This window comes from Candidatus Kaiserbacteria bacterium (assembly GCA_016699245.1).
GTDB lineage: Bacteria > Patescibacteriota > Minisyncoccia > Phycocordibacterales > UBA918 > Damh-18.
The window spans coordinates 55,807-68,618 of sequence record CP064968.1 but is presented as its reverse complement, the minus strand read 5'-3'; the positions used below and the strand labels follow the sequence as shown (position 1 = coordinate 68,618).

11 protein-coding genes are annotated in these 12,812 nt (G+C 46.4%); 4 read left to right on the top strand and 7 right to left on the bottom strand.

All coding sequences use genetic code 11. From position 1 onward, the window contains the following. Positions 1-96 precede the first annotated feature (96 nt). From rnr to IPH92_00245, 3 genes are all read left to right on the top strand, one after another. On the top strand, positions 97-2,085 hold the full coding sequence (gene rnr / locus IPH92_00255) for a ribonuclease R (protein ID QQR65003.1): 1,989 nt from the start codon (positions 97-99) through the stop codon (positions 2,083-2,085). A gap of 188 nt (positions 2,086-2,273) precedes the next feature. Then, positions 2,274-2,546 carry a hypothetical protein gene (locus IPH92_00250; GenBank protein QQR65002.1) on the top strand — a complete coding sequence of 91 codons (273 nt, stop codon included), beginning with the start codon at positions 2,274-2,276 and terminating at the stop codon, positions 2,544-2,546. A 146-nt stretch (positions 2,547-2,692) separates the two neighbouring features. Continuing rightward, positions 2,693-2,974: a hypothetical protein gene (locus IPH92_00245; GenBank protein ID QQR65001.1), complete on the top strand. Its 282-nt coding sequence runs from the start codon at positions 2,693-2,695 to the stop codon at positions 2,972-2,974. Positions 2,975-3,009: 35 nt separating this feature from the next. Here IPH92_00245 and IPH92_00240 read toward each other — a convergent pair whose 3' ends face one another. The 7 genes from IPH92_00240 to IPH92_00210 all read right to left on the bottom strand — a co-directional run bounded on the left by IPH92_00240 (position 3,010) and on the right by IPH92_00210 (position 9,505). Continuing rightward, entirely contained in the window at positions 3,010-5,295 is a 2,286-nt protein-coding gene (locus IPH92_00240) for an AAA family ATPase (GenBank protein ID QQR65000.1), read from the bottom strand. 2 nt (positions 5,296-5,297) lie between these two features. Then, positions 5,298-5,792 (bottom strand): type II secretion system protein, encoded by a 495-nt coding sequence (locus tag IPH92_00235; GenBank protein QQR64999.1) that lies wholly within the window; start codon positions 5,790-5,792, stop codon positions 5,298-5,300. A gap of 271 nt (positions 5,793-6,063) precedes the next feature. Beyond that, positions 6,064-6,567: a type II secretion system protein gene (locus IPH92_00230; GenBank protein ID QQR64998.1), complete on the bottom strand. Its 504-nt coding sequence runs from the start codon at positions 6,565-6,567 to the stop codon at positions 6,064-6,066. An 81-nt stretch (positions 6,568-6,648) separates the two neighbouring features. Continuing rightward, a complete protein-coding gene (gene rnc / locus IPH92_00225) occupies positions 6,649-7,362 on the bottom strand; it encodes a ribonuclease III (protein ID QQR64997.1) in 714 nt (237 codons plus the stop codon). A 133-nt stretch (positions 7,363-7,495) separates the two neighbouring features. Beyond that, entirely contained in the window at positions 7,496-8,395 is a 900-nt protein-coding gene (nusB, locus tag IPH92_00220; protein QQR64996.1) for a transcription antitermination factor NusB, read from the bottom strand. Positions 8,396-8,491: 96 nt separating this feature from the next. Then, on the bottom strand, positions 8,492-8,791 hold the full coding sequence (gene rpmF, locus IPH92_00215; GenBank protein ID QQR64995.1) for a 50S ribosomal protein L32: 300 nt from the start codon (positions 8,789-8,791) through the stop codon (positions 8,492-8,494). Positions 8,792-8,908: 117 nt separating this feature from the next. Next, positions 8,909-9,505 carry a ribonuclease HII gene (locus tag IPH92_00210; protein QQR64994.1) on the bottom strand — a complete coding sequence of 199 codons (597 nt, stop codon included), beginning with the start codon at positions 9,503-9,505 and terminating at the stop codon, positions 8,909-8,911. 25 nt (positions 9,506-9,530) lie between these two features. Here IPH92_00210 and dnaE point away from each other — a divergent pair, with 25 nt between their 5' ends. Beyond that, entirely contained in the window at positions 9,531-12,779 is a 3,249-nt protein-coding gene (gene dnaE, locus IPH92_00205; GenBank protein ID QQR64993.1) for a DNA polymerase III subunit alpha, read from the top strand. The last annotated feature ends 33 nt before the right edge of the window (positions 12,780-12,812 follow it).

The following is a 12,812-nucleotide window of genomic DNA, read 5'->3' as shown; positions in this document are numbered from 1 at the left end:
TGTACAGGAATCTCAAGATTGATTTCTTCCGCTCCTAATCTGGGAGATTACACCTATATGGTTCCGGACGCAAGTCCGTGATACTATCAAGACCACATGGAAAAGAATACAGCAATATATGAAGGGGTTATTATGATTCGTGGAAAAGGTATTGGCTACGTTGCCCTACCCGACCAAGAGGAAGACATAGTCATCCCTACCGAAGCACTCTCATTCGCACTCGACGGCGATATCGTCGAAATTGAACTGAAACCAAAAGTCACCGGGAAGCGCCAAGAGGGCGCTGTCGTGCACGTAGTCACGCCAAAGCACACTGAGTTCATTGGTACCGTCCAAAAGAAGATGGGTGCCTACCGCCTCCTCCCCGACAACAAGCGTATTCATATTCGTCCCATTCTCCCTGGTGCCACAGACACCCACGATGGTATGAAGGTAGTAGTACACATTGATGCGTGGAAGAATCCTCTTACCGACCCCATTGGCACCATTGTGGAAGTCCTTGGGCGCGCGGGTGACCACGAGACCGAAATGCAGGCGATTATTCGGGGTGGCGGGTTTTCAGAAAACTTCCCTGAGCACGTCGCAAAAGCCGGACAGGAACTCTATGCTCGTAAAGAGCAAATTTTTGCTGATGCAGTGGAAGCGACCCTTGGTGACAAGGTGAATGCCGAAGGCAGAGAGGGTGTCCTGGGGCAAAGTCCAAAACGACGCGACATGCGCGACCGTACGACTTGCACCATTGACCCCGTCGACGCAAAAGACTTTGATGATGCTATTTCATTTTTCGTACTCCCCAATGGTAACTATGAGATTGGTATTCATATCGCCGATGTATCACATTATGTAATTGAGGAAGACATTATTGACGCTGAGGCGCAAGAACGTGGTACCTCTATCTACCTCGTCGATCGCGTGATTCCTATGCTCCCTGAGGTACTCAGTAACGACCTCTGTTCCCTTCGCCCCAATGAAGACCGACTTTCCTTCTCGGCAGTTTTTGAAATGGACGCACAGGGTAATACCCATGGTGAGTGGTTTGGTCAGACCATCATTCATAGCAATAAACGCTTCTCGTATGAAGAGGCACAGGAAGTGCTCGATAAAGGCGAAGGAGTCATGCATACCGAGTTACGTATCCTTATGGATATAGGACGCATCCTCCGCAAACAACGATTCTCTGATGGTGCGATTGCTTTTGACCAGCCTGAGGTAAAATTTGAACTCGACCCAAACGGCAAGCCTATTCGTGTCTATACTAAAGTACGTACCGAAACCATGCTTATGATTGAGGACTACATGCTTCTCGCCAATCGCCGCGTTGCGGAATTTGTGTATGAGCACACCAAGAAAAGCGGCCGCGACGCGGCGTTTGTCTACCGCGTACACGATGTCCCAAACCCTGAAAAAATCGAATCCCTTGGTATTTTCCTTCGCGCCCTCGGTCATGAATTCAATACCAAAAAAGGCGTTATCCAAGCAAAGGATATTAATGCGCTCCTTAAATCTATTGAAGGTACTCCTGAAGAAAACCTTATCAAGACCGCGACGATTCGCTCTATGGCAAAGGCAGTCTACACAACCAAAAATATTGGACACTTCGGGCTTGCCTTTAAATACTACACACACTTCACCTCCCCGATTCGACGATACCCCGACTTGATGTCACATCGCCTTTTGCGCAAGCACCTCGATGGCTCCATAATTCAAGGTCGCGAAATTGCGAAGTACGAAAAACTTTCTATCCAGTCCTCAGAACGTGAAATGACTGCAGTCTCCGCAGAGCGCGATTCTATAAAATACAAGCAAGTAGAGTATATGCTTGATAAAGTTGGACAAGAGTTTGACGGCATTATCACCGGTGTCACCGACTGGGGGATGTATGTTGAAGACAAGGTCTCACGCTGTGAGGGTATGATTCGTCTTTCAAGTATTAAAGGTGACTTCTTCACCCACGAAGCCACAAAATACCGCATCCGGGGTAATCGTACCGGAGTCACCTACACACTCGGTGGTGAAATACGTATCAAACTCACGCGCGCCGACATGGAGGAACGTGTCCTTGACTACGAACTCGTTGGAAAATAGGAGCATAGTGTGTCTTCATTCAGACATGAATCATTTCAACAGAATGATATGCACGATGTCTTGCTTTTTCTTGCATCTATTGTATAATATAGATTGTCAATTTAATGTTTTTTTGAAAGGAGAACGTCGTGAAGACCATCGCACATGACAGTAATCGCTGCAAAACAGAAGGTATCCTAGAGCTACACATGCTCGACGATGCAGTTTTGGATGAGTTGTGCAAGACACTTCATAGAAAGTACAACTTCTCTATCGTTTATAAAGAAAAATTCAGTCAAGAAAAGTTTTGGCTTCACATTCTGAGTGAAGGAATACTTCTCGAAGAAGACGTTGATCTCGCGTGTCGGGGGATGGTTCTACAGTGTCCTCCATTAAACCAAGCTAAAGTCCCCCAGATTCATATTTCTCTGGGGGCTTTTCAATTGTTTCAATTCCCGACGAGAGAAATTGCATTTGCGTAAAACCAATATTTGTTACATAATCTTCACGTCACTTCTACAGAGGAGAGGGATTACAAGAAAGGACTTTGAAAATTTTGCTGACAAAATAGTATGGCCGCATACATGCAACTAAACATGTTTGTATCATCAACGTAGAGGAGTTCAAAATGGTCAAGTACACACTCGTTGTCACGGGGACGGATTTCGGAATCACTGATTTTTTGACGGCACTGCAAAAGATATTTGCGTTTGTTGTCTTAGAAACACCAAAGCGTGAACCCGGTCGCTATGAAGCCCAAGTACATTTTTCAAGGCAGGTGAACGATGAGCAATTAAAGAACTATTTGTCTCAATTCCATCCGTATGCAGGCGGCAGTATCAGTGATGTCGAAAATACGGCACCTGTACTTGCAAGTGCCTGCTGCTGCGAAGAATCAGTAGCATTGTAAAAGGACCACGAGCGCTACGCGCTCGTGGTCCTATTTCATTTCGCCACGCTCACTGCTTCGTCAAATTTTACAGAGAGGAGTTTTGAGATTCCATCACCTGCCATAGTCACACCATAGAGCACACCGGCGCGTCCCATAGTCTCACGGTTGTGAGTAATAAGAATCAACTGTGACTTCTGTGCAAGTGCAGAAATCATTTCACCATAGCGGCGGCTATTTGCTTCATCGAGTGCTGCATCGGTTTCATCGAGAATCACAAAGAGTGGCGGATTCACCTGACTCATCGCAAAAATGAGGGCAATCGAGGTAAGTGCCCGTTCGCCCCCTGAGAGCATATCAAGGCCACGTACACGCTTGTTGGGAAGCTTCACATCAATCTCAATTCCCTCCTCGCTCTCTTCCATAATTTCTTCAGAACCTTCCTCTTCGAGGCCACCTTCGCTTTTTTGTACCACTTTCGGTTTCACGCGTACGAGGTCTGCACTACCGCCACCAAACATAAGCGTGAAGAATGTATGAAACTCCGTACTTATTTTTTCAATACCACTCACAAACTGTGCATTTAAATCACTCGTCAATTCTGCAATAAGTGCTTCAAGTTTTGTAACCGACTCTGTGAGGTCGGCAACTTCATGGACGAGAAATTCATCTCGCTCCTTTACCTCCTTATACTCTTTGAGCACGTCCTCATTTGAGCCAGTACCGAGTTCCTCAAGGCGTATTTTCATACGTTCGAGTTCATGTTTTCTATTTCGTTGAAGAGTTCGGTCCTCACCTACAAGTACATCGCTCGAGAGTGGTTTTCCCTCTACATCCGTCACCACATACTCAAAATACATGCTCGCACCACGACCAATAAGCGACACTGCTTCTTGTAACTCACTTTTAAATTCTTGCCTGTCACGCTCGAGGACAATAAGTTCACGATCGATTGCATCAATAGACTTTTCTACTTCCCGTTGCTCATTCATAATGGCAAAGACCTCACGTTCTGCTTCACGACTCTCCGTCTGCTCTGATTCAATACTTCGTTTCAGGCTTTCGTACTCTTCCGCAAGTTTCTCTTCATCAACCTTGATGTGCAGAGACTGTTCCTCCACATGCTCACGTTCTTTCTGTTTCGTATGAAGTTCATGTTCCAAATCACGCACCTCGTCCTGCGCATCCGTATTCGCATAGTTGTGTGTGAGAAGTTTTTTGAGCGCATGAAGAATATCGTGAAGCGCACGTACGTAACCTTCGACATCAGTTTCTGCGTGTGCAGACTCTGAAAGTTTTTCTGCCTGCATAAGCACCTTTTCTACTTCTCCTCGCGGAATCGGCTCCGATGACTGTGATTCTTGTTTCTTTTTCTTTTCAGAAATTTGTCGTTCTATAAAAAGGATTTGTCCTTCTATCTTCCCAATAGTACGGGCGACTTCTTGTCGTGCATGACGTGCATCACGAATTCGTGTTTCGAGTGCAATGAGTGCATCACGTGTATCGTCGTGCTCGCGTACAACAAGTTTTTCTTTGGCGCGTGTGAGAAGCGTAGCTAGCTCGTCGCGGCGCGCAAGAGGGATACGCCTCGCTTCTGTATATCTATCATAGTGGTACGCGATATACGTATCCTCGCGCTTAAGGTAATCAGCATAGACAATCTGTAATTCTTCTTGGAGTGCCACGGAACGTTCAATCTTTTTTATTTGACGCTCAAGGAACTTAAGATGCGGAGCAACCTCCCGACGAAGTGACTCAACGTTCAAAATATTTTCACGCGTCTTTTTGAGTTTGCGTTCACTCTCAGCTTTTTTGAATTGAAATACTTTAAGTCCGAGTGCATCTTCTATCATTTCGCGGCGCTCACGCGCACTTGCAGAAAGAATGCGATCTGCTTCACCTTGAGAAATAATATGGTGCCCCGTGGGACCTATGTTGGCTGACGCAAGAAGTTCTTGCACATCCTTGAGGCGGGTCTTAGAACCGTTAATCGCATATTCATTCACACCATCGCGATTGACCACACGCTCCACAATAATTTCATCAAAATCGAGAGGAAAAACGCGCGTTCCATTTTTCGCAGGATTGAGAAGTGTAATCGTCACCGAAGCCCTATTGGCACGTGAGACACTCTCTGAGCCATTAAAAATTAAATCCTCACCCTTCTTACCCCGAAGTGACTTGATGGACTGTTCACCCAAAACGAATCGGAATGCCTCTGCGACATTTGATTTCCCCGACCCATTTGGACCCACTATGGCAGTAATCGGCGTCGTGAATGCAAGTTCGCCCTTACGCGCGAATGATTTGAATCCGTGAATAGTGAGCTCTTTAAGGTACATAGTTACTGAAGAATAATCACGTACGATGCCAATGTTGGGGTAACGCCAGAAGCAACATCAGCATACGGTCCCGCGCCACAGACAGCTGCAAAATTACCATTACTTGCAATCTCCATAGAAAGCGCAACAACAACTGTGTGTGGGGTCCCTGCACAGGTGTATGCACTTCGGTAATAATACTGATTCGTGCCTGCATTAATTGGGTCTTTTATTATATCCGTAACATAGGGAGCAATAGTCGTATCAAAACCAACTCCATCACCCAGAACTTCTGCAGGATTTGCTGGGGGTAATATTCCATCAGAGATAAAATCTTGATATGAACGAGACGCAACTTTCACGATTTTTAAATCACTCATACGTTGCTCATCACGAGCATGCTTTTTTGCATCTTGCATATTTGCATACGCAATCGTCACAATAAAACCAATGATTGCAATAATCATGAGTAACTCAATGAGTGTGAAGCCTTTTCTTTGTAGAGAGAAATTTCTCATTGTTTTATTCTATCATGAGTACCAGCCTGAATATAGAAATCATATATGCACATCTTACGCAATATGTTCTAAAATGTATTGGGTATGCATTTTAAAGCGGGTTCAAAAATTATATTCACTAAAGCTCATTAATTTCTGACCACCCCGCAACTTTTCTTTTGTATAGGTAGGGATGTTAATGAACAACACGAGAATTACCTTTTTCTTTTATAGCTATTTCCTTTAGGTTACGTAAATCGATGTGATCCACTTTTCTATGAATAGAGTTAATTTAGGCGCTCATACCATAATACGCAGGGCCTATGATGACTCCATAGGTGCTCGGGCTTGTCCCACCACTATAGGTACCACACACTGATGCCCAATTTCCTCCACTCTCTCTCTCCATAGTTTTTACATACACGACTGTGTAATCTATGCCGTTACAAGTGTAGACACTGTCATAAACATACTCGTATTTTGTATCAGTTGTACTTCCCCGTGGGTCACCGCGCATAATGGCTGTTAGATATGGCCCAAGGCCTGATGTTGCATTGTCGAGCGAACCACCTTCACCAATAACAATCCCCCCATATGACACGGGAACTTCGGAATTCATCTCCTTATACATACGAAGCGCAAGTACAATCTGTTTGATATCATTTTCACGTTGAGAATCTCGCGCAGTTTTTCTTGCTTCTCCTACACTGATAAGTACAATAGACGCAAGTACAAGTACAATCCCAACTGCAACGATTATCTCAATAAGCGAAAACCCCTTTTTATTATATATCATGCAAAAAAAATCTTAATACATCTCATATAAACATTCTATCATATGATTCTACTGAGAATACGGGGTGTGTTTATAGTCTGTCTAGAGCCAACCCTTTACCACTGCGCCTGCTTCTGCAGCAACTTGTTCGGCTTCTTGCTTTGAGCGTCCTTTTCCTTCGGCAATTTTTTCAGAACCGAGAAAAACACCTACCGTGAAGATGCGATCATGATCGGGGCCTGTTTGACTTAATGTATCGTAGTTGGGAGTGATATTTGAGTGTTCCTGCGCTAACTCCTGAAAGCGGCTCTTTGCATCCTGCCAAAGGCGCTTTGCAACAATAGTATCCGTCCTATCAAAAAGATTACGCCCCACAAATTCCTTTGCAGCCTCATACCCCTGATCGAGATACACGGCACCAATAATAGACTCAAATGCATTTGCAAGAATGTACTGGCGTGCGCGGCCCGTGTCTTTCTCTTCACCTTTTGAAAGCAAGAGGTATTCATTAATGTTGAGCTTCGCCGATACCTCAGCAAGGGAGTTGGTATTCACGAGTGCTGCACGAATAGCCGTGAGTTCCCCTTCAGGCTTTTCGGGATATTTATGAAAAAGAAAATCAGTAATAATAAGTTCAAGAACAGCATCACCAAGGAACTCATACCGCTCATTATGAGCCTGCATGGCCTCACGATGCTCATTGAGATACGAGCGATGGGTCATTGCAGTGAGGAGATGCTTCCGCTCATCAAAAGTCACTCCAATGAGTGTTTCCAGTTTAGTGAGGCTTGCATTGATATTTTGTGGGTCTGTCATGGGCGTAGGGTAGCAGAAATATGTAAAATTGGGAATAGCAGGTAATATCGAGAGTATTTCAGGCTCTATTTTCTATTCACTATTTTCTATTTTCTATCTTCTATCTTCTATTTTCTATTTTCTATTCAACATCCTACTTCCTACTCACGAGTACCGTGACTGCCTTGGTAACAATGGGCAAAATATCTTCATAAAAGTTAAGTTCGAGAATATCGGCAACCTTAAACCACTGTGCCGCATCGAGTCCTCCCTTTTCTTCGAGGGCGAGATTTTCGTATGGCGCACGTGCGAGGTAGTATACGACTTGCTTGCGCACCTTGCCCTTTTCAGGATGCGACGCAACATATTCATTTTTACCAAGTTCGGTCTCAAGTTCAACGGTGAGACCTATTTCGTCTTTAATTGAACGCGCTGTGCCTGCTTCAATTTCTTCACCTTCAACAAGTTTCCCCTTTGAGAGCGTCCAATGACCAAAGATATCGTGGACGAGGGCCAGGTACATCGTACCCTCGTGAATTGCATACACGACAGCCCCTGCGAGACGCTCAATGTCCATCTGCTCAAAAGGAATTTCGCGTTTCTTTTTAATCTTGGAACTTTCTTCCTTGCCTGGCTCCCCGATTTCTTTATATACGGCACCAAGTACACCGTTTACAAAACGGCTTGAATTGTCTCCACCAAACTGCTTCGCAAGTTCAATGGCTTCATTGATAGCGACTTTTGCGGGTACTTCATTGCGGTCTGAGAAAAGCAGTTCATAGAGACCGAGACGGAGAATATTGCGATCTACAGGAGCGATTCTATCGATAGGCCATTCGGGTGCAGCCTTCTCGATGATGAGGTCTAACTCAGATTGCTTTTGGAGTACACCATCAAGAAGCTTCTCCATGAATGGCGTATCGGACTTGTTGGGTGCAAATTCTTCGACGTTGCGCATGAGGGTCTCCACCATTGCGCTTTTTTCTATACTATTTAAATCCCACTCAAAGAGTGATTGAAGAACGATTGATCTTGAAAGGTGCCGATTTGCCATAAAAAATAATGAACTGTTACTACCCACTAGTGTATCAGACTTTCCTACTGAAACGTCCCCATTTCTGGGGACGTTGTGGATTCTTTTCTCTCTGGGTTATTTCTCTTTTGAAAGAATTTCTTTCGTCTCTGCTACGGGAGTGGGTACTTCGGGTGACGAGCCAAGCTCATTTTTGATTTGCTCGTGCTTTGCCTTGATACGTGCATCGCGCTTCGCCTTTTCGGCAGCGAGGTCAATGACCTGCCGACCATTATAGTAACCACACTCGAGACACATGTGATGTGGACGGCGTGAAGCACCACAGTGCGTACACTTTGAAAGTGTCTCCGCTTTTATTGCGTGGTGTGAACGACGGTTCCCTGTATGGGCCCGTGTATGTCGCATTCGTATAACCATAGTGGGAGAACTATAGCAGATATCTTCTAAAACGCAATAGAAAAGACAGGGTATATAATCCTTGGATTTTGGGGGTATTTGCCACCAGAGACACGTAAGACCTACCGGGGGTATCTCCTACTGGAATCTCTTGGTGAAGGAACGGCGATGGATTGGGGAGAGGCCATGAGTGAGGATTGCCTCAATATGCTTTTTGGTTCCATAGCCTTTGTGGATATCAAAGAGATATTCAGGGTGTTTGCGCGCAACACGCACCATGTGTGCATCGCGTGTGACCTTCGCACAAATAGAGGCGAGTCCAATAACCTTCTCTTTTGCATCTCCTTTTATAATAGTCTCCTGGTGTATGTATTCAGAGGGTGCGTGGAGAAGTCCATCGAGAAGAATCATGGTGGTTTTAGGGGAAGCATCAAGGGTCGCCAGACATTTCACAATTCCCTTTTGTACCGCGTGCGTAATACCGATTTTGTCGATGGTCGATGCGGGTATGAGTGCGGTAGCAAAATTAAGGGCTTCCTCTTTACGAAGACGTGCGGCAAGGCGGAAAATCGCTTCGCGATTTTCCGCCTTTACTTTCTTCGAATCCCCCACTCCCGGAATATGCGCCCAGTTAAAATCTACGGGTACAAGCACCGCACCAACCGCTACAGGCCCCGCTAATGGACCCCTACCGGCTTCATCGACTCCAATAATATGTACGATTCTCTTTTTCACGCTACTACTATACAATAGTCCCACTATGGAAGAAAAAGAGACTTTAAAATCTGGCTTCATCCACCTCCACGTTCACTCGCACTATTCTCTTCTCAATGCCCTACCGACGCCAAAAGAGTTGGCCCAGCGCGCAAAGCGTGATGGTATGCACGCCCTTGCGCTCACCGACAACGGCGCCCTCTATGGTGCCGTCAATTTCTATAAGGCGTGCACCAAAGAAGGTATAAAGCCTATCATCGGTCTCGATGGGTATCTTGCACCCCGCACCCGCTTTGACAAAGATGCCGGTATCGACAAGCCGCGCGGGCGGGTGGTCTTTCTCGCCAAAAATAATGAGGGGTATAAAAACCTCATCAAGATAGTGACCGAATCCTACGTCAACGGTTTCTACTACAAACCCCGCATCGACCATGCACTCATCGAAGAATTTCACAAAGACCTCATCTGCATCATTCCCTCATTTAGCGGCGAGCCCGTACTTTCACTCAAGGACAATTTCATCGAGCAGGCTGAAGCCTCGCTTGATTGGTACAAAAGCATATTTGGTGACGATTGCTATTTAGAAATTACCCATCATCCCGAGATAGACGGCCACGAAGCCCTCCAAAGAAGTATTCTTGCGCTTGCCGAGAGGACTAACACACCTCTCGTCGCTGCACACGACGTCTACTATCTTGAGCAACGTGACTACCTCGCGCGCGAGACGATGATAAAGATTCAAAGCGGTGGTGTGGTAGAGACACAGGACAAGGAAGGTGAACTTGCGCCAAACTTCTCGTTTATTTCGAGTGAACGTGCACAAGAACTTTTTGTACGTGAGGCGGAAAAGGAGGCACTCGCAAACACCATTACAATCGCCGAAGCGTGTAACGTCACGATGACTCCGGGTGCGACATGGTATTTCCCTGACTATAAAATCGAAAGCGGCAAAGAGCCTGACGTCGAACTCCATGACATGGCATATGCGGGCATTGCGTGGCGCGGGCTTTCACGTGAGGACAACGCTGTTATGGAACGCCTCGACTACGAGCTCGGTGTTATTAAAATGAAAGGCTACGCAAAGTACTTTCTCGTTGTGGGGGACCTCCTTCGTGAGGCACGCGAACGCAAAATCCTCACCACCATTCGAGGATCGGTGGCGGGCTCGCTCACCACGTACGTGCTCGGGATTACGAATGTAAATCCCCTTGAGTACAATCTTCCCTTTGAACGTTTCCTCAACCCCGAGCGCCCTTCTGCACCTGATATCGACATGGACTACGCCGACAACAGACGAGACGAAATCATTGCGTATGCGCGTGAAAAGTATGGCGAAGAAAACGTCGCACAGATTGGTACCTTTGGAACGATGATGGCACGCGCTGCCGTACGTGACGTGGCTCGTGCCCTTGGCCACCCGTACGCCATCGGCGACCGTATTGCAAAACTCATCCCTATGGGTAGCCAAGGCTTCCCCATGACTATTGAAAATGCGATGGAAATCGAGCCCGATCTCAAAGCCCTCTATGCAAAAGACCCCGACACAAAAGAGGTGATTGATTTGGCAAAACAAATTGAGGGGCGGGTGCGCCATGTCGGTGTGCATGCTGCAGGAGTGGTGATTGCGCCCGCCCCACTCACCGAATTTGTACCCGTACAGCCCGACCCAAAAAGTGGCAAACTCATCACCCAGTACGAGATGCATTCTGTAGGTGAAGATGGTGTCGGCCTCCTCAAGTTCGACTTTCTCGGTATCAAAAATCTTTCCATACTTGCAGACGCAGTGAAGCGCGTCGAGAAAATTCGTGACATAGAAGTAGATATTGAAAACATTCCCGTCACTGACACCAAAACCTTCGAGATGCTCGCGCGTGGTGAGACTATGGGACTATTCCAGTTAAACGGAACAGGCATGACTGCATTCCTCAAGCAACTCCGTCCTTCCACCATTCACGACATCAATGCGATGGTGGCACTCTACCGCCCTGGGCCGATGGAATCTATTCCGCAGTATGTTGAGCGGAAGCATAATGCAAATCTCGTTTCCTATCTTGACCCACGATTGGAAAAAATCCTCGACCGTTCCTACGGGGTGATTACCTACCAGGACGACGTCATGATGATTGCACGAGAACTCGCGGGCTACTCGTGGCTCGAGGCTGACATGCTTCGTAAAGCGATGGGTAAAAAGATTCCTGCGGTAATGGAGGCGGAGAAAGAAAAGCTCCTCAAAGGCTTTGTGGAATATGGAAAATTGAGTGCATCGCTTGCAGACAAACTGTGGAAACTCATTGAGCCATTTGCCGCGTACGGCTTCAACAAAGCCCATGCAGCAAGTTATGGACGTGTCGCCTATCAAACTGCATACATGAAGGCTAATTATCCCGAAGAATACATGTCAGCAGTACTCACCGCCGATGCGGGTGATACCGAGAAAATATCTGAGATTATCGCAGAGTGTGTGCGCATGGGTATCGAAGTGCTTCCACCCGACATCAACGAAAGTTTTGGGCCCTTCTCGGTAGTGCCTGTTCAACGTGACAAAAAAGCACGCATACGTTTTGGACTAACAACCATTAAAAACTTCGGCGAAGGCATCGCCGAATCCATCATTGACGAGCGCAAAGAACATGGCCCCTACACATCCCTCCAAGATTTCCTTACCCGCGTCACAAGCAAAAACCTCAACAAAAAATCACTTGAGGCACTTATTATGTCGGGCTCATTCGACCGCTTTCATGAGCGCGGGATGCTTCTTCACAATGTGGAAACCATGCTTACCTATCACAAGGAACATAGTAGTCACAAAGAATCTTCCCAAGAATCCCTCTTTGGCGCGTTTGGTACTGCGGACATCCACGCACTCATCTTGGAGCCAGCAGAGCCTGCAGGTAAAGCAGAGAAACTCGTATGGGAAAAAGAATTACTCGGTGTGTATGTCTCGGGGCACCCCCTTGATGCATACAAAGATGAACTCGCAAAACGGCCAAAAATTGGTGTCATTAAGAAGGAGACCCGCAATGGCATACCCATAGTGACCGCAGGTATGGTGGAAAGCATCCACGAAATTCTCACGAAGAAAGGTGACAAGATGGGTTTTATTTTGGTTGGAGACGGAAGCGAGACTATCGAACTTGTTGCTTTCCCCGAGACATACAAAACGCACCACGACCTATTCGTCGTAGGCTCCTGTGTAGCAGTCTCAGGCAAACTCTCAATGAGAAACGAAGAGCCCACCGTTGTCATAGACCGCATAAAAGCCCTCGACCCGAACACCCCCATCCCCCAAGAGTAACACACATGACGGACATCGGATGTCCGTCATGTG

Excerpts from the sequence above, each read along its gene's own strand:
- rpmF (QQR64995.1), bottom strand. The coding sequence starts at position 8,791 with ATGGTTATACGAATGCGACATACACGGGCCCATACAGGGAACCGTCGT.
- IPH92_00235 (QQR64999.1), bottom strand. The coding sequence starts at position 5,792 with ATGAGAAATTTCTCTCTACAAAGAAAAGGCTTCACACTCATTGAGTTA.
- nusB (QQR64996.1), bottom strand. The coding sequence starts at position 8,395 with ATGGCAAATCGGCACCTTTCAAGATCAATCGTTCTTCAATCACTCTTT.
- IPH92_00250 (QQR65002.1), top strand. The coding sequence starts at position 2,274 with ATGCTCGACGATGCAGTTTTGGATGAGTTGTGCAAGACACTTCATAGA.
- rnr (QQR65003.1), top strand. The coding sequence starts at position 97 with ATGGAAAAGAATACAGCAATATATGAAGGGGTTATTATGATTCGTGGA.
- dnaE (QQR64993.1), top strand. The coding sequence starts at position 9,531 with ATGGAAGAAAAAGAGACTTTAAAATCTGGCTTCATCCACCTCCACGTT.
- IPH92_00230 (QQR64998.1), bottom strand. The coding sequence starts at position 6,567 with ATGATATATAATAAAAAGGGGTTTTCGCTTATTGAGATAATCGTTGCA.
- rnc (QQR64997.1), bottom strand. The coding sequence starts at position 7,362 with ATGACAGACCCACAAAATATCAATGCAAGCCTCACTAAACTGGAAACA.
- IPH92_00245 (QQR65001.1), top strand. The coding sequence starts at position 2,693 with ATGGTCAAGTACACACTCGTTGTCACGGGGACGGATTTCGGAATCACT.
- IPH92_00240 (QQR65000.1), bottom strand. The coding sequence starts at position 5,295 with ATGTACCTTAAAGAGCTCACTATTCACGGATTCAAATCATTCGCGCGT.